This window comes from Bacillus sp. Au-Bac7 (genome assembly GCF_021341655.1).
GTDB lineage: Bacteria > Bacillota > Bacilli > Bacillales > Cytobacillaceae > Niallia.
The window spans coordinates 69,727-87,399 of the sequence record NZ_JAJTTG010000005.1 but is presented as its reverse complement, the minus strand read 5'-3'; the positions used below and the strand labels follow the sequence as shown (position 1 = coordinate 87,399).

Below are 17,673 nucleotides of genomic sequence, written 5' to 3'. Positions count from 1 at the left end.
GTGCCTACTAGCATTTTTTTATTATTGCAAACTGCTGCCATAAGGAAATTGTGACTCATATCCTTTAAACTGCTGATAAGCTTGCTGCAATTTTTGCTGATCGGCTGATTCCAGCTTATACCAGCCTTCACGAAACATGAGATTATACAGCTCTCTCTGCATGTTTTGCGTTTCAGTGAAAATGCTGAGCAAATCATCGTACAGTTTCTCATTGCTTGCCTCATTAAGCGCTGTAGAATAGGATGCAGTCATGTATTTTTCGGTTGCCAGCAAATCATTGATGAAATCCCTGTCATTCATTTGTGGAGTTTTGGCTACTTGTGTTTCTGGATTTTGGACTTTTTGCTGATTCATGCTCTACCTCCGTTCACTGCTGTTGCAGTCCTTGTAGACTGCTTTGGTTAGATTCATTTAAATGAGCTAAGATTTTCTCATAATGCTGTTGATGCATTTGCCCGCATTTTTCTGCCTGTAACTTAATGTTTTGATCCTGGATATTTTGAGCAAAGAAATGGGCCTTTTTCATCGCAAGGAGATTCCAGGAAAGCATATCTGCCAAGTACAAGGAATCTTTAACTGTCACCATTTCCGGCGGCTCCATCATAACCCCTTGATTTTGGCTCATGCTGCTCATTGATTGCTGTTGCATGATAAAACCTCCAATATCTTGTAAAAGTTTATATAAAGAATGAAAGCTAGTTGTTATTTTTTATACTGATTGTTTTGACTGTTCCTTTTGCCGCCGCCGTCATTTTCTACTGTTGGGCCAGCATCTCCCTTTACACTAGCTGCACTAACTCCGCCTTTAGAAGGGTTTTTTTTCATCTTAGCCATAATTGTCACCTCCTTGCTAATATCCTTAGGATGGCCTATTTGAACAGAATTAAAGGTTAAACTTTTTTCCTGTAAGCTAATTTCCGCATATGGTTATTGTGAAGTTTATCATTGTTTTTTATTGTAGATAGGAAGGGATTTACTAAATTTGCATATGAATATAAATAAAAGGAGGAAAAATGAATGTACAGTATAAAGAAAGCGGCTGTCATTGGCTCCGGAATCATGGGGTCGGCTATTGCTGCGCATTTGGCTAATGTCGGGATCTCTACATTGCTCCTTGATAAGGTCCCGGATAGCCTGTTGGATGAAGAAAAAACGGCTGATTTGTCTCTTGCTGACAAGAAGGTTCGCAACCGTTTAGCTGCACAAGCGCTTGAACGGATCCGTTTAAGCAAACCGAGCATGCTTACTTCGGCATCTAACGAGCAGCTTTTAGAAATTGGCAATATGGAAGATGATTTCGAAGCCCTGAAAGAGGCTGATTGGATTATTGAGGCAATCACAGAAGACATAAATGCTAAGAAATCCCTTTTCTGCAAAGTAGATGCAGTGAGAAGACAGGGAGCAATCATTAGCAGTAATACATCAGGAATTTCGATTACTGAGATGAAAGAAGGCTTATCAGAGGATTTCCAAACACATTTTTTAGGAACCCATTTTTTCAACCCGCCCCGGTATATATTGCTGCTTGAATTTATTCCAACAAATAAAACCTCCTCTGAAGTAATTTCCTATATGAAAACATTTGCTGAAACTGTCTTAGGAAGAGTAGTTGTTGAAGCAAAGGACACACCTAATTTTATTGCAAACCGCATTGGGGCACATGCTTTTCTTACAACATTAGATGCTATGGTTCAAATGGATTTGACCATAAGTGAAGTGGATAGGCTGACAGGGCCATTTATTGGCAGGACAAAAAGCGCCACTTTCCAAACACTCGATATGGTCGGATTAGATACTTTTTTCCATACTGTTAAAAATGTGCGGAACAGGACAGAAGACACGATGGAAAAAGAGCAGTATAAGGTTCCTGTCTTCTTGCTGGAGATGCTTAACCACAAGATGCTTGGTAGGAAAACAAAGCAAGGCTTTTATAAAAAAACAAAAGAAAAAATGCTCGTGCTTGATTATCATACAATGCAATATGTAGAGGAACAAATCCCAAGACGAAGCAAAAGCCGCGAAAAGCTGAAAGAGCTTATTTATGACAGCAGCCCAACAGGCGTTTTTTTATGGAAAACTGTTATGCCGTATCTGCTTTATTCTGGTGAGCATGCACTGGAGATTGCGGAAAACATTTTTCAAATTGATTTAGCAATTAAAACAGGCTTCAATTTCAAACAAGGTCCTTTTGAAACATGGGATGAGATTGGCTTAACGGAATCCCTCGAAAAACTTAAGGGTGAGAACCAAAAGCTGCCAGAATGGATAGAAGACATGATTAAAAATGGGTTTACAAGCTTTTATAAGAGTGTCGATGGGAAGCGCTCCTACTACCATAATGGCAAATATGAACCAATACCGCTGACAAACGATCAATATCGGCTAGAGCATAAAAGGCAAAGCGGAAAAGTGATAGCAGGTAATAAAGCAGCAAGCATAGTTAATATGGACGATGGTGTCCTGCTATTGGAAATGCACAGTCAAAATAATATTATCGGTATGGATATGATAAAGATGCTAAATAAGGCTGTAACGATTGCAGAGAGCACAGACAGCATAAAAGGTCTTGTAATTGGAAGCAGCGGAAAGAACTTCAGTGCAGGAGCAAATTTGGCTATGATGCTGCTTGAAGGGCAAAATCAGGATTATTTAGAATTAGAAATTGTGGTGAAAGAGTTTCAGGAAGCTCTAAAGCGTATCAAATACTGTAAGAAGCCAGTTGTTGCAGCGAGCCATCGCAAAACATTAGGGGGCGGTGCGGAAATCTGTCTTGCTGCTGCCAAAATTCATGCATCGATTGAAACATATATCGGTCTTGTTGAAATAAGCGCAGGGCTGATTCCAGGCGGAGGAGGCACAAAGGAGCTGTACTTGAACTTGCTGGATGAACAAGATGGTATCGATCACAGTCATTTAATCACAGCTGCAGCGAAGGCTTTTGAAGCAATATTGACTAGCAATGTATCCACTTCAGCAGAGGAAGGGAAAACAATTGGCTTTTTAAGCAGCCAAGATAGTATTACTTTTAACAGTCTTAATGTTATGGAGGAAGCTAAGCAAACAGTAATCAAACTGTTTGAGACAGGTTATGAACCACCTGTTGTTAAGAAAATACCAGTGGCCGGCAAGGAGGGCTTCCACCTTTTGCAAAAGAAGGTGCAGGATTTTGCTAGCAAAGGCGCTATCACAAAGCATGGGGAAATTATTGCAGCTAAACTTGCTTATGTCCTGACTGGAGGCGATGTGCCTATTCAGACAGAAGTGGAGGAAGATTATTTGCTTGGTTTGGAAAGGCAGGCATTCATTGACTTACTGAAGGAGAGGGAGACACTTCGCAGAATGCTGTACTTATTGACTGCAGGCAAACCGCTGCCATTGTGACTAAGAAAGAAGGAGTGGAGAAATGATGAAAAAAGGCGCAAGTTTTCTTCTTGAAGATACGAGCTGGAAAGATGTATACACACCAGAGGATTTTTCGGAAGAACATGAACTTGTTGGAGAAATGACGAGTGATTTTGTCCGAAATGCTGTTATGCCACATCTTGACAGTATGGAGAAACATGATTTTAAAAAGGTGCTTGAATTGATGAAGGAAGCTGGCGAACTAGGTTTGTTAGGAGCTGATGTTCCTGAGATGTTTGGCGGTTCAGGTCTTGATAAGATTAGCTCTGCCATTATTTCCGAGAAAATGTCCATAGCCGGCGGTTTTTCCATTACACATGGAGCTCATGTCGGAATCGGATCTTTGCCCCTGATTTTATTCGGAAATGTTCAGCAAAAGCAGAAATATTTGCCTTCCTTAGCTACAGGCGAAAAAATTGCGTCCTATTGCTTAACAGAACCAACTGCCGGTTCTGATGCCCTCGGAATAAAAACAACTGCCGTATTGAATGAAGAAGGCACGCACTATATATTAAAAGGTCAGAAACAATGGATTACTAATGCCGGGATTGCAGACATCTTTACTGTGTATGCCAAGGTAGATGGCAAAGACTATTCAGCTTTTATTGTGGAACGTGAATTTCCTGGTGTATCTATTGGACAGGAAGAAAATAAACTAGGCATTAGAAGCTCCTCTACTTGTTCTGTCATCCTCGATAATGTCCTTGTACCTAAGGAGAATCTGCTCGGGGAAAAAGGCAAGGGTCATTTAATTGCCCTTAATGTTTTGAATCTTGGCAGATTTAAACTAGGTATGGGAGCAATTGGCGCAAGTAAGGAAGCATTGAAAGTAACTATACCTTATATTAATAATCGTCAGCAATTTCAAACCCCCATTTCACGTTTTCCCTTAACAAAAGCAAAAGTTGCTACAATGGCAGCACTCCTTTATGCTTCTGAAAGCTCTGTTTACCGGACTGCTGGTTTATTGTCTGAAGCTCTTGATCCATTGGAGGGGACAGAAGATTGGAAAATCCCCGCCAAGCTTGTCAATGAATACAGTATGGAATGCAGCCTCAATAAAATCTTTGCGTCTGAAGCTTTGGATAAAATCGTTGATGAATGTCTGCAGCTTCATGGCGGTAACGGGTTTATGGAGGAGTATGCGATATCAAGAATGTATCGTGATTCCAGGATAAACCGCATTTTTGAAGGAACAAATGAAATTAACCTGTTGGCAGTGACAGGTAACTATTTAAGAAGAGCACTGAAAGGGGAAGTTCCGTTAATAGCTGCTGCAAAAGCAGTTGAAAAGGAAATGTTCACCTTTATCCCAAGTGAGCCTGATGACAGCCTTCTTTCCCAGGAAAAACTGCTTGTGACAAATGGTAAAAAAGCAGTGAGCATGCTGTTAGGCTTACTGGCGAAAAAATTTATGATGGAAGCAGACCAGCAGCAAGAGGTGCTTGCTCATATTGCGACAATGATTTCCCACTTATATGCAATGGAATCCTGTATTTTACGGACCGAGAAGGCTATAGCCAAATCAAATACAGAAGAAAAACAAAAGGTTCTATATACAGAAATATATTGCCAGGAGGCTTTCCAAATCATTCATAATGAAGCAACTAATACTCTTTCATATATGGAGTCTGGTGATGATTTGCGCTTTGCGTTATCGATCTTAAAAAAATATACTAGATTCCTGCCGAAGCCGCTGATTGCGTTAAAGCGTGAAGCTGCCGAAAGTGTTATTAAAGCCAATGAGTACGTCGTATAAGTTCGAGAAAGAGGAGAAACCTGAATTGCGGCAGGTTTTTCCTCTTTTTTACTTTATAATAAAGATATATTTATTAGACATTGTTATGAATTTGTCCTAATTTATGATAATATTCAATTATATGTTCAAAAAAATACATAAGTAAGTAAGGTGATCATATGGAACTTACATATTATTGGTATCCTAAATGCAGTACTTGCCGCAAGGCCAAAAAATGGCTGGATGATAACGGGGTAAGTTACAAAGACGTACATATAGTTGAAAATCCTCCTTCACGCTCTACGCTTGAAGACCTATATAAAAACAGCGGTTTGGAATTAAAGAAATTCTTTAATACTAGCGGACAGCGTTATCGCGATCTTGGCTTGAAGGATAAAATGAAGGATATGTCAGATTCAGAGCTTTTAGATATACTGGCTTCTGATGGCATGCTGATCAAACGTCCTCTCACAACTGATGGAAAAAAGGTTACGTTAGGGTTTAAGGAAGAGGATTTTAAAGAAAGCTGGACATAATTGTGCCGCTTGAAGGATATTAATCTATTTGGAGGGATATTGCATGAGTGCACCGAAAGATTTGCGTTATTCAGAAGAACATGAATGGGTAAAAGTTGAAGGAGAAAATGTGCGTATTGGAATTACACATTTTGCTCAATCAGAATTGGGAGATATCGTGTTTGTTGAGCTTCCAGAAGTTGGAGACGAAGTAACAAAGAACGAGCCTTTCGGCAGCGTAGAATCTGTTAAGACAGTTTCTGAACTATATGCGCCAATCAGCGGCAAAGTAGTAGAAGTAAACGAAGATTTAAGTGATAATCCTGAATACGTAAATGAATCTCCATATGAAAAAGCTTGGATGGTTATTATTGAGCCGTCTAATATTGCCGATGCAGAGCAATTAATGACAGCAGAACAATATGATAAAATGACAAACGAAGATTGATGTTAAAGAAGCACCGTTTTGGTGCTTCTTTTCGTTTCAAATGCCGATAACTTTCACTCCAATTAGCAATATGTTAAAGTATTACATAATATAACTTGCAAGATGCGGGGATACTAGCTGCAAAAATAATACTTCAGGTGATTATAATGGAAAAAATTATTATTGTCGAAGGTACATCAGATAAGCGGAAAGTAAAGGATATTGTAAGAGAACCAGTAGATATTATTTGTACGAATGGCACAATCGGGATTTCGAAATTAGATGATCTTATTGAAGACTTATTTGACAAGGATGTTTATATTCTTGTTGATGCAGATGCATCTGGAGAAAAAATCAGAAAGCTCTTCAGAAAGGAATTGCCAGAAGCAGAGCATATATATATTGATAAAATGTATCGGGAAGTTGCAAGTGCGCCTGAACATCATATTGCGGCTGCATTGCTGCAGGCGAATATAGATATCTACCCTAAATTTTTAGATATGAGGATGAGATAGTCATGATTGAATGCACAGAAGACGGACTGCGGTCTGCTTTAAAGGAGCGGGAAAGGGAGCCGTTCTTTCTTTACTTATACACACCGATGTGCGGAACATGCATGGTGGCGAGCAAAATGCTTACTGTTGTTGAAGCAATGCACAATAATGTATCGATAGGGAAAATGGATTTGAACTATGCACCTCAGTTAGCAGAGGAGTATAAAATAGAAAGTGTACCCTGCCTGTTAATTTTTCAGGAGGGACAATTAACAGAAAAAATCTACCGTTTCGAATCAGTGCCACATTTATTAGAGAAAATGTCTTCCTAACAAGTATTCCATTCGACAAGATTTTTTGTATTTCCCGGGAAATGGTGAAACATGTCTAAAAGTATTTAGGTGTTTTTAGAGGGAATAATGGGAGAAAACAGAATTACCTACTATATGAAAATATAGAGGGTGTGAAGCAATGGGGCATATTTTCAATCAGTTAGTGAAAAATTTGAATCAAAGTCATGTCATAAAACCGCTGCTTAGAAGAGAAGCTTTTATTATTAAGGTTGAAAGCGGAGAAAGCAGCTTTTATTTAGAATTAAAGAATGGTGTTTTTACCGTACTGCCTACTGCTGATAACCACACTATTTTATTAAAAGGCAGCCGAAACTCCATTGAAGACGTTTTTGAAGGCAGAGTGCTGCTCCGACGTGCGAAGAAAGAGCAGGATGTGGAAGTTCATTCATCCTTGAGAAAACTGTTGCTATTAGAATCACTGTTTCACCTAGTGAATGTTAATGAACAAGCTTGGTGTAAAAGCTGCTCTTAACCAAAAACTTCCTTAATTTAAAGGAAGTTTTTATTTTGAAATAATGTTAATTAATTGTAAGTGTTTCCGAGGATTATCGTCGAGTAAGTCTTTTGAGTGGGATATTGACAGTATTTTTAGAAAAGTTAACCATATATATTATTGTTAGAAAATATTACAATAAATAAACAAATAATTCAGAAAAAACACTATATTAGGAACTTAAAAAAATGATTGACACCTTCTGTTTTCCCATGTTACATTACGACTATCAAATTTATTCAGCAAACTTATTATAACTATATATTCTATACTCTTATCGAGAGAGGTGGAGGGATGTGCCCTATGAAGCCCGGCAACCGTCAAAGTATGACATGGTGCCAATTCACACAAAGCAATTGCTTTGACAGATGAGAGGAAGGTTAAATCATAATGCCTTTCTGCTCATTTTATATAAGCAGGAAGGCTTTTTTTGTACCCAAAGTATGGATTAGACAATTCCGTAAAACACTATTTACGATAATAAGTAGATGGAACTTTTGATAAGACAGCAAAGTAGGTGAGTAAGACATGATTAATATTCAAAAGGTCAAAAAAATATATCCTTCGAAAAAAGGAAAAGTGACTGCAGTAGACAGTGTAGACTTAACGATAGATAAAGGAGAAATCTTTGGAGTTATCGGTTACAGCGGCGCAGGAAAAAGTACATTAATCCGCATGCTTAACGGTCTTGAAATTCCTTCAGAGGGCACAGTTTCTGTTGCAGGATATGAGGTTTCCAAAATAAAGGGCAGCAAGCTGAGACAGGCTCGTCAGGAAATCAGCATGATATTCCAACATTTTAATCTCCTCTGGTCCCGTACAGTTAAACAGAATATCAGCTTTCCGTTAGAAATTGCTGGTGTAGGAAAAGCAGAGCGTGAGAAAAAGGTATTGGAGCTGATTAAGCTTGTCGGTCTTGAAGGCAGAGAGGATGCTTATCCATCCCAATTGAGCGGTGGGCAAAAGCAGCGTGTCGGCATTGCGAGAGCACTTGCAAGTGATCCGAAGGTTCTGCTTTGTGATGAAGCAACATCCGCTCTTGATCCGCAAACGACAGATGCGATCTTGGATTTGCTTGTAGATATCAATAAACGATTAGGTCTTACGATTGTGCTGATTACGCATGAAATGCATGTTATCCGCAAAATTTGTCATCGTGTCGCAGTGATGGAAGGCGGCCGAGTGGTAGAAACAGGACCTGTCATCGATGTGTTCAAGCAGCCGGAACAAAACATCACAAAAAGATTTGTACAGCAAGTAATCGAGCCGGATGATGCTAAAGATACTATCGAGCATCTTGTTGCGAACTATTCAACAGGCAAAATCATCATGCTTGGATTTGTTGGCGAAAGCGCAGAAAAGCCGATTATTACACAGCTGATTCGTTCATTTGAAATAACAGTAAACATCATTCAAGGAAAAATTTCACCAACTCAAAATGGTTCATACGGAACATTGTATATCCATTTGGATGGTCAAGAAGAAGAAGTTGGCAAAGCACTGCAATTTCTTCAATCACAAGAAATTAGTGTGGAGGTGATTGAAGGATGACACAATTATTTCCGAATGTAGATTGGGAGAAAATGTGGACAGCAACAGTAGAAACGCTCTACATGACTGGATACTCAATCGTTATCACATTTGTATTAGGGTTAGTTTTAGGGATTACATTGTTTTTGACAGCGAAAGGGAATATGTGGAGCAATGTGGTCATCAATAAAATCATCAGTGCTATCGTTAATATTTTTCGCTCTATTCCGTTCATCATTTTAATCGTTTTGCTTATTCCATTCACTAAGCTGCTAGTCGGCAGCATGATAGGAGCAGATGCTGCCCTGCCAGCATTGATTATCGGCGCAGCACCATTCTATGCAAGACTTGTTGAAATTGGTTTGAGAGAAGTGGACAAGGGTGTAATTGAAGCAGCTAAGGCTATGGGAGCAAAACCGATGACAATTATCGCAAAGGTCTTAATCCCAGAATCATTGCCAGCATTAGTTTCCGGGATTACTGTAACGGCCATTGCCCTTGTTGGTTCTACTGCAATGGCAGGTGTTATCGGTGCAGGCGGATTAGGAAATCTTGCTTATCTGGAAGGGTTCCAGCGAAGCAGATCTGATGTAACTTTGATTGCGACAATTATCATCTTGATTATCGTGTTCGTCATCCAATTTATTGGTGACATAATCACATCGAAAATTGATAAAAGATAATGTTATTTTCTTGATTTTCTTTCCTGCTGTATATGTGGGCGGAAATCATGCAAGATAAATAAAAAAACAAAAAGAGGGGTAAAACGCATGAAGAAATTATTATCATTACTATTTGCACTAGCTTTAGTGTTGGCTTTAGCGGCTTGCGGTTCATCTAAAGATGAAGATTCATCATCAGGCAGCGACGATAAAAAAGAATTAGTAGTTGGAGCTTCAAACGTTCCGCATGCTGAAATTTTGGAAAAAGCAAAACCAATCCTGGCTGACAAAGGTATTGACTTAAAAATTGAAGTATTCCAAGACTATATCTTGCCAAACAAAGCTTTAGAATCTAAAGAATTAGATGCAAACTATTTCCAACATATTCCTTACCTTGAAAATCAAATTAAAGAAAACGGCTATGACTTTGTCAGCGCTGGAGCAATCCACATTGAACCTATGGCTGTTTACTCTAAAAAATACAAAAGCTTAGATGAACTTCCAGATGGCGGAACAGTAATTTTCTCTAACTCTGTGGCAGAACAAGGCCGTGTGCTTTCACTATTGGAAAAAGGCGGTTTAATCAAGCTTAAAGATGGCGTAGATAAAGTAAGCGCAACGGTTGACGATATTGCAGAAAACCCAAAAAATATTAAATTCAAACCTGATTATGAGCCATCATTGTTGCCGCAAATCTTCAACAACAACGAAGGTGACGCTGTTGTAATCAATGCTAACTATGCATTGGACACTGGCCTAAACCCAGTTGAAGATTCCGTTGAAATTGAAGGCAGCGAGTCTCCATATGCAAACATCATCACAGTTCGCAAAGAAGACGAAAATAAAGAAGAAATTAAAACACTTGTTGAAGTATTACAATCTAAAGAAATTCAAGATTTCATCAACGAAGAATATAAAGGTGCAGTTATCCCTGTATCTGAATAATACGCAGAAACGCTCTTATCTCTAAAGAGCGTTTCTTTATTTTAAGGAATAAGAATTACTTCATTTATCAATACTAAGTTTGCGATTCACATTGCAATTTAGTGCTAACTTTTGAAAAATGGAGGCTATGATTGATGGATATGCAAACACATGGTTCAATAGGAAATGCAATTCACCACTATAAAGAAGGATTAGGAACATTTACGAAAAAAATGCCTGAGCTTGCTGAATTATTTAATGCATATACGGAGAAATGCTTCCAAGAAGGACATTTATCGCAAAAGGAAAAGCAGCTTATCGCATTAGGAATTAGCTTGTATTCTCAAGATGAATACTGCATTATCTATCACGTAAAAGGCTGCATCGACCAAGGCGCTACAGAAGCAGAAATCCTCGAAGCAATTGGTGTCACTGCTGCTTTCGGAGGCGGAGCTGTTATGAGTCAGGCTGTTACATTGGTGCAAGAAGCAATGGCAGAATTTACATCAATCCAGCAATAAGCATGAAGATACGCAGGAAGTAAGGAGCCGGGGGTTAGCGTTAAGCGTCTTCCGGCTCCTTCTTCATGATGTGTTTTTTTTGAATATATAATAAGGAAGGAAATTGTTTTTACTACTCAAGTTTGACAGTGAAAAAATGACAATAATTCCCTCTAGTGTACTACAGCAAAATGAAAAAATCGCCATATTTTAAAAAATACATAATATTTGGTATTATTATGTGTAATGAACAAATAAGTTTGGGGCTACAAAGGTTGCCATTAGATTTTATTTGTTATAAGATTAGAATGATAATAAATTGATAATGAAGTTTCGACAATTTTGTGAACAAAACTTCTTTTACTGTGGAGGTATTAAATAATGGGTCAATCTAAATTAGTAATTAATGACTTACATGTAGCAATTGATGAGAAAGAAATTATCAAGGGTTTAAACCTTGAGGTTAAAGGCGGAGAAATCCATGCAATCATGGGACCAAATGGTACAGGTAAATCAACTCTTTCTTCTGCAATCATGGGACATCCTAAGTATGAAGTAACAAGCGGAAGTGTTCAGCTTGATGACGAAGATGTATTGGAAATGGAAGTAGACGAACGCGCCCGTGCTGGCCTTTTCTTGGCAATGCAATACCCAAGTGAAATCAGCGGTGTCACAAATGCTGACTTCTTGCGTTCTGCCCTAAACAGCAGATTAGGAGAAGGAAACGAAATTTCATTGATGAAATTCATCCGTAAAATGGACAGCAATATGGAATTCTTGGAAATGGATCAAGATATGGCACAAAGATATTTGAATGAAGGTTTCTCTGGCGGTGAAAAGAAACGTAATGAGATTCTTCAATTGATGATGCTTGAGCCGAAAATTGCAATCTTGGATGAAATCGATTCTGGTTTGGATATCGATGCATTGAAAGTCGTTTCTAAAGGTATCAACCAAATGCGCGGCGAAGACTTCGGTTGCTTAATTATTACGCATTACCAAAGATTATTGAACTACATTACACCTGATTTTGTCCATGTTATGATGCAAGGCCGCATCGTTAAGTCTGGCGGACCTGAACTAGCTGCACGCCTTGAAGCAGAAGGTTACGATTGGATTAAGCAAGAGCTTGGCATTGAAGACGAAACAGTTGAACAAGAAGCGTAATAGTTAGGAGGATCCGACCATGACAACGGAAATTAAATTACCATTTGATCAGGAATACATCACTTCCTTTTCAAAAGATATGGGTGAACCAGCTTGGTTAACAGAATTGCGTGTGAAAGCATTGGAATTGGCTGAAGACTTGCCGATGCCAAAGCCGGACAAAACAAACATCAAGAACTGGAACTTCACTCAAATAGATAAACATATCGTGAGCAGCCAGGACTTCGACAGTGTAAACGACCTTCCAGAAGAAGCAAAAGCATTGATCGACCTGGAAAACAATAAAACTCTTTATATACAACGCAACAACCGCCCTACTTTTATAGCTGTTTCTAACGAGCTTAAGGAAAAAGGCGTAATCTTTACAGATATTTTCACAGCAGCTAGAGAACACGGTGACCTGTTGCAAAAATATTTCATGAAGGATGCAGTGAAGATTGATGAGCATAAATTAACTGCCTTGCATGCAGCATTGATGAACGGCGGAGTATTCCTGTATATTCCGAAAAATGTCGTGGTTGAAGAACCGATTCAATCAATCTTCCTTCATGATGATGAGGAAACAAACTTGTTTAACCATGTATTGGTTGTGGCAGAAGATAATAGCTCTGTTGTTTATGTGGAAAACTATCTTTCTGTTGCAGAGCCGAAAGAAGCAGTTTTCAACATCATTACAGAGGTTGTAGCAAATGCTAATTCAAGAGTGCAATACGGTGCTGTAGACAACTTGGCAACAGGTGTTACAACATATGTTAACAGACGTGGAGTAGCTAATCGTGATGCGAAGATTGAATGGGCATTAGGCTTCATGAACGATGGAAACACAATCAGTGAAAACACAACAAACCTAATGGGCGATGGTTCATTTGGTGATACGAAATCAGTTGTTGTTGGCCGCGGTGAGCAAAAGCAAAACTTTACAACGAAGGTTGTACACTTCGGTAAAAGCTCAGAAGGCTATATCTTAAAACATGGTGTTATGAAGGATAGTGCTTCTTCTATCTTCAACGGTATCGGAAAAATCGAGCATGGTGCTACAAAAGCTAATGCCGAGCAAGAATCACGTGTCCTTATGCTAAGTGAAAAGGCTCGTGGTGATGCAAACCCGATCCTGCTTATTGATGAAGATGATGTAACAGCAGGGCATGCTGCTTCTGTCGGAAGAGTAGATCCATTGCAGCTTTACTACTTGATGAGCCGCGGTATTCCAAAACATGAGGCAGAAAGACTTGTTATTCATGGCTTCTTGGCTCCTGTAGTGGAACAGCTTCCAATTGAAGGGGTTAAAAAGCAATTGGTTGAGGTAATTGAAAGGAAAGTAAAATAATGAATATCAAAGATGTTCGTCCATACTTCCCAATATTAAACCAAGAAGTCAACGGTCATCCTTTGGTGTATTTAGACAGTGCTGCAACCTCGCAAAAGCCGGTGCAAGTAATTGAAGCATTAGAAAAGTATTACAGAGAATATAATTCCAACGTCCATCGTGGTGTCCATACACTTGGGACAAGAGCTACTGATGGTTATGAAGGAGCAAGAGAAAAGGTCAAGAACTTTATCAATGCGACATCTACAGAGGAAATTATTTTCACGAGAGGTACGACTACTGCCCTTAATACGGTTGCACAAAGTTATGCGATGGAAAACCTAAAGGAGGGTGACGAAATTGTCATCTCTCCGATGGAGCATCACAGTAATATCATTCCATGGCAGCAAGTGGCCAAAAGAACAGGAGCTGTTCTGAAGTACTTGCCACTTCAAGCGGATGGCACGATCAGCTTAGCCGACGTGGAGGAAACAATTACAGATTCAACTAAGCTTGTTTCTGTGACATATGTGTCCAATGTTCTTGGCATCATCAACCCAGTGAAGGAAATAGGGGCAATTGCTCACAAGCATGGTGCTGTGCTTGTCGTAGATGCTGCTCAAGCTGCTCCTCACTTAAAGGTGGATGTTCAAGATATTGACTGTGACTTTCTCGGCTTCTCTGGCCATAAGATGTGCGGTCCGACAGGGATCGGTGTTTTATATGGCAAAAAGCATTTGCTTGAGAACATGGAACCAATCGAATTTGGCGGCGAGATGATTGATTTTGTCGGCTTGTATGAATCATCATGGAAGGAGCTTCCATGGAAGTTTGAAGCAGGCACGCCAATCATTGCTGGCGCTATTGGTCTAGGAGCAGCAATTGACTTTTTAGAAGAGATTGGTCTTGATAATATTACAGAGCATGAGCATAAACTTGCTGCATACGCAATGGAGAGAATGTCTACAGTAGAGGGTCTGACAATATACGGTCCAAAAAGTGCCGAAAACAGAGCAGGTGTCATTACATTTAATATTGAGGATGTCCATCCTCATGATGTGGCGACAGTGCTTGATGCAGAAGGTATTGCTGTAAGGGCAGGCCACCACTGTGCACAGCCGTTGATGAAATGGCTGAACGTTTCTGCAACAGCAAGGGCGAGCTTCTACCTCTATAATTCCGAAGATGATATTGATAAGTTTGTTGACGGAATTGTTAAAACAAAGGAGTATTTCAGCGATGTCTTTTAATAATTTAGATACACTTTACAGAAGTGTCATTATGGATCACTATAAAAATCCCCGGAATAAAGGGATTTTAGAAGGCAGTCTGACGGTTAACATGAATAATCCGACATGCGGTGACCGAATCCTGCTGACACTGCAAGTGGAGGACGGCATTGTTAAAGACGCAAAGTTTGATGGAGAAGGCTGTTCCATCAGCATGTCATCAGCTTCAATGATGACACAAGCGATTAAAGGAAAAAAAGTAGAAGAAGCATTTGAGCTTTCTAATACTTTCTCCGAAATGATGCAGGGAAAAGACTATAGTGAAGATATAGATTTAGGGGATATTGAAGCGCTTCAGGGCGTCTGCAAATTCCCGGCTAGGATTAAATGTGCAACACTGGCATGGAAAGCGATGGAAAAGGGCTTCAACGAAGGTCTTAACTAATTGCAGTCTTTTTAGTCCCATCTTAGGAGTTGCATTAGAATGGAGGAAAACGAAATGGCAAAAAAAGCACCCGATATTGGGGATTATAAATATGGATTTTCAGACAAAGACGTTTCCATCTTTCGTTCTAAGCGTGGATTAACGAAAGAAATCGTTGAAGAAATTTCAAAAATGAAGGAAGAGCCGCAGTGGATGCTTGACTTCCGCTTGAAGTCTCTAGAGCATTTCTACAATATGCCAATGCCTCAATGGGGCGGAGATTTGGCTTCATTGAATTTTGATGAAATCACTTATTACGTAAAACCATCTGAAAAGACAGAACGTTCCTGGGATGAAGTTCCAGAAGAAATCAAGCAAACTTTCGATAAGCTTGGTATTCCAGAAGCGGAACAGAAATATCTTGCAGGTGTTTCTGCTCAGTATGAATCTGAAGTTGTTTACCACAACATGCAAGAAGACTTGGAGAATATGGGAATTGTCTTTAAGGATACAGACTCAGCATTGAAAGAAAATGAAGATATCTTCCGTGAGCACTGGGCAACTGTAATTCCTCCAACTGACAATAAGTTTGCTGCATTGAATTCAGCTGTATGGTCTGGTGGTTCCTTCATCTATGTACCAAAAGGAATCAAAGTAGATACGCCGCTGCAAGCGTATTTCCGTATTAACTCAGAAAATATGGGTCAATTCGAAAGAACATTGATCATCGTTGATGAAGGGGCACATGTTCATTATGTAGAGGGCTGTACAGCTCCTGTATATACAACAAACTCTCTTCACAGTGCAGTAGTAGAAATAATCATCAAAAAAGATGCTTATTGCCGTTATACTACAATCCAAAACTGGGCAAACAACGTATACAACCTTGTTACAAAAAGAGCTGTATGTGATGCAAATGCTACAATGGAATGGATTGACGGTAACATCGGAAGTAAATTGACAATGAAATATCCTGCTGTCATCTTGAAAGGTGAAGGAGCAAGAGGAATGACATTGTCTATCGCACTTGCAGGTAAAGGTCAGCACCAAGATGCTGGTGCAAAAATGATTCACTTAGCACCAAACACTTCGTCAACAATTGTTTCAAAATCTATTTCGAAACAAGGCGGAAAAGTAACATACCGCGGTATTGTACACTTTGGCCGTAAAGCAGACGGAGCACGTGCTAATATCGAGTGTGACACATTAATAATGGATAATAAATCTACATCAGATACTATCCCTTACAATGAAATATTAAATGATAATATTTCACTTGAGCATGAAGCGAAGGTTTCTAAAGTTTCAGAAGAGCAGTTATTCTACTTGATGAGCAGAGGTATCTCAGAAGAGGAAGCTACTGAAATGATCGTAATGGGCTTCATTGAGCCATTCACTAAAGAGCTACCAATGGAATATGCCGTTGAGATGAACCGCCTAATCAAGTTTGAAATGGAAGGCTCCATCGGTTAATGTAAAAAAATTCGTATCTAGTTTAGATACGAATTTTTTTTATAAAAAGCAAAGTTACGATTGGGTATGTTAAGATAATAATATTAGAAACCTGTATAAACAGAAAATTAAAAGCGGTAAATAGGTCATTAGCTCTAGGAACTTTTACCGTTTTCGTACATAATGTTAGTAGAGGTGGTCATTTGATTCAGATTGGTTTAACTGGATGGGGCGACCATGATTCTTTGTATGGCTCCCATGTTTCTCCGCGAAATAAACTGCAGGAATATGCAAGCTATTTCCCGACAGTTGAAGTAGACTCTTCTTTTTATGCTATACAGCCAATAAAGAATGCGCAAAGATGGACAGCTACAACACCAGAGGCTTTTCAATTTATTGTAAAGGCATATCAGGGCATGACTGGCCATCAAAGAGGAGAGCTTCCATTTGCAACGAAGGAAGAAATGTTTGATGCGTTTATTGAATCTATTTCACCATATATTGAAAATAATAAGCTGAGTATGGTGCTTTTCCAATTTCCTCCATGGTTTGACTGCACAAAGGCGCATGTGGATTATTTAAGGGTATGCAAAGCGAAGATGAAGGACATTCCTTGTGCACTAGAATTTCGACATCAATCATGGTTTGATGAGAAATTTAGAGAGCAAACACTTGCCTTTATGCAGGAAGAAAATTGGATTCATAGCATCTGTGATGAACCCCAGGTAATGCCAGGATCCATTCCTGCTATCCTAGAAACTGTCCGAACCGATAAGGTGCTTATCCGTTTCCATGGCAGGAACTACTACGGCTGGGCACAAAAAAACAATCCAAACTGGAGAGAGGTTCGGTATCTTTACAGATATAATCAGAAGGAATTAGAGGAATGGGCAGAGAATATTAAACGATTACAGAAGCAATGTGAACATGTTTATGTTCTTTTCAACAATAATTCTGGCGGGGATGCTGCAGACAATGCACTGCAGTTAATGAAAATACTTGGCATTGAATATAGAAATCTTGCACCTAGACAACTGGATTTGTTTTAACATCTTAG

Annotated in this window: 20 protein-coding genes and 1 riboswitch; of the genes, 17 read left to right on the top strand and 3 right to left on the bottom strand. The window is 39.2% G+C overall.

What is annotated here, in order from left to right:
• Nucleotides 1–21: 21 nt before the first annotated feature.
• From LXM54_RS17365 to LXM54_RS17355, 3 genes are read right to left on the bottom strand one after another with little or no spacing between them, the layout of a single operon-like run.
• Entirely contained in the window at nt 22–354 is a 333-nt protein-coding gene (locus tag LXM54_RS17365; RefSeq protein WP_233316515.1) for a spore coat protein, read from the bottom strand.
• A gap of 13 nt (nt 355–367) precedes the next feature.
• Nucleotides 368–649: a hypothetical protein gene (locus LXM54_RS17360; RefSeq protein ID WP_233316514.1), complete on the bottom strand. Its 282-nt coding sequence runs from the start codon at nt 647–649 to the stop codon at nt 368–370.
• Between the two features lie 53 nt (nt 650–702).
• Nucleotides 703–834 carry a YuzL family protein gene (locus LXM54_RS17355; RefSeq protein ID WP_233316513.1) on the bottom strand — a complete coding sequence of 44 codons (132 nt, stop codon included), beginning with the start codon at nt 832–834 and terminating at the stop codon, nt 703–705.
• Nucleotides 835–1,017: 183 nt separating this feature from the next.
• On the opposite strand from LXM54_RS17355, the gene LXM54_RS17350 reads away from it, so the two are divergent.
• From LXM54_RS17350 to LXM54_RS17270, 17 genes are all read left to right on the top strand, one after another.
• Nucleotides 1,018–3,381, top strand: a complete 2,364-nt coding sequence (locus tag LXM54_RS17350; RefSeq protein ID WP_233316512.1) for a 3-hydroxyacyl-CoA dehydrogenase/enoyl-CoA hydratase family protein — start codon at nt 1,018–1,020, stop codon at nt 3,379–3,381.
• Nucleotides 3,382–3,406: 25 nt separating this feature from the next.
• Nucleotides 3,407–5,161, top strand: a complete 1,755-nt coding sequence (locus LXM54_RS17345) for an acyl-CoA dehydrogenase family protein (protein WP_396953780.1) — start codon at nt 3,407–3,409, stop codon at nt 5,159–5,161.
• A gap of 158 nt (nt 5,162–5,319) precedes the next feature.
• On the top strand, nt 5,320–5,676 hold the full coding sequence (locus LXM54_RS17340; RefSeq protein WP_233316510.1) for an arsenate reductase family protein: 357 nt from the start codon (nt 5,320–5,322) through the stop codon (nt 5,674–5,676).
• Nucleotides 5,677–5,719: 43 nt separating this feature from the next.
• Nucleotides 5,720–6,103, top strand: coding sequence for a glycine cleavage system protein GcvH (gcvH, locus tag LXM54_RS17335; protein ID WP_233316509.1), 384 nt, complete (start codon nt 5,720–5,722; stop codon nt 6,101–6,103).
• Between the two features lie 146 nt (nt 6,104–6,249).
• A complete protein-coding gene (locus LXM54_RS17330; RefSeq protein WP_233316508.1) occupies nt 6,250–6,597 on the top strand; it encodes a toprim domain-containing protein in 348 nt (115 codons plus the stop codon).
• A gap of 2 nt (nt 6,598–6,599) precedes the next feature.
• The gene (locus tag LXM54_RS17325) at nt 6,600–6,908 is read left to right on the top strand and encodes a thioredoxin family protein (RefSeq protein ID WP_233316507.1); all 309 of its coding nucleotides are present in this window, start codon (nt 6,600–6,602) and stop codon (nt 6,906–6,908) included.
• Between the two features lie 139 nt (nt 6,909–7,047).
• Nucleotides 7,048–7,401 carry a hypothetical protein gene (locus LXM54_RS17320; RefSeq protein WP_233316506.1) on the top strand — a complete coding sequence of 118 codons (354 nt, stop codon included), beginning with the start codon at nt 7,048–7,050 and terminating at the stop codon, nt 7,399–7,401.
• Between the two features lie 292 nt (nt 7,402–7,693).
• Nucleotides 7,694–7,797: riboswitch (SAM riboswitch) on the top strand.
• A gap of 153 nt (nt 7,798–7,950) precedes the next feature.
• Complete coding sequence (locus tag LXM54_RS17315) at nt 7,951–8,973, top strand: methionine ABC transporter ATP-binding protein (protein ID WP_233316505.1); 1,023 nt, start codon at nt 7,951–7,953, stop codon at nt 8,971–8,973.
• Nucleotides 8,970–9,635, top strand: a complete 666-nt coding sequence (locus LXM54_RS17310; protein ID WP_233316504.1) for a methionine ABC transporter permease — start codon at nt 8,970–8,972, stop codon at nt 9,633–9,635. The genes LXM54_RS17315 and LXM54_RS17310 overlap by 4 nt, the downstream gene beginning before the upstream one ends.
• Before the next feature lie 87 nt (nt 9,636–9,722).
• The gene (gene metQ / locus LXM54_RS17305) at nt 9,723–10,559 is read left to right on the top strand and encodes a methionine ABC transporter substrate-binding lipoprotein MetQ (protein ID WP_233316503.1); all 837 of its coding nucleotides are present in this window, start codon (nt 9,723–9,725) and stop codon (nt 10,557–10,559) included.
• 134 nt (nt 10,560–10,693) lie between these two features.
• Entirely contained in the window at nt 10,694–11,059 is a 366-nt protein-coding gene (locus LXM54_RS17300; RefSeq protein WP_233316625.1) for a carboxymuconolactone decarboxylase family protein, read from the top strand.
• A gap of 360 nt (nt 11,060–11,419) precedes the next feature.
• A complete protein-coding gene (gene sufC / locus LXM54_RS17295; RefSeq protein ID WP_233316502.1) occupies nt 11,420–12,205 on the top strand; it encodes a Fe-S cluster assembly ATPase SufC in 786 nt (261 codons plus the stop codon).
• A 19-nt stretch (nt 12,206–12,224) separates the two neighbouring features.
• Nucleotides 12,225–13,532, top strand: coding sequence for a Fe-S cluster assembly protein SufD (gene sufD, locus LXM54_RS17290; protein ID WP_233316501.1), 1,308 nt, complete (start codon nt 12,225–12,227; stop codon nt 13,530–13,532).
• On the top strand, nt 13,532–14,761 hold the full coding sequence (locus LXM54_RS17285) for a cysteine desulfurase (protein WP_233316500.1): 1,230 nt from the start codon (nt 13,532–13,534) through the stop codon (nt 14,759–14,761). The genes sufD and LXM54_RS17285 overlap by 1 nt, the downstream gene beginning before the upstream one ends.
• A complete protein-coding gene (gene sufU, locus LXM54_RS17280) occupies nt 14,751–15,185 on the top strand; it encodes a Fe-S cluster assembly sulfur transfer protein SufU (protein WP_233316499.1) in 435 nt (144 codons plus the stop codon). The genes LXM54_RS17285 and sufU overlap by 11 nt, the downstream gene beginning before the upstream one ends.
• A gap of 54 nt (nt 15,186–15,239) precedes the next feature.
• Entirely contained in the window at nt 15,240–16,637 is a 1,398-nt protein-coding gene (gene sufB / locus LXM54_RS17275) for a Fe-S cluster assembly protein SufB (protein ID WP_233316498.1), read from the top strand.
• Nucleotides 16,638–16,819: 182 nt separating this feature from the next.
• Nucleotides 16,820–17,665 carry a DUF72 domain-containing protein gene (locus LXM54_RS17270; protein WP_233316497.1) on the top strand — a complete coding sequence of 282 codons (846 nt, stop codon included), beginning with the start codon at nt 16,820–16,822 and terminating at the stop codon, nt 17,663–17,665.
• Nucleotides 17,666–17,673: the final 8 nt, after the last annotated feature.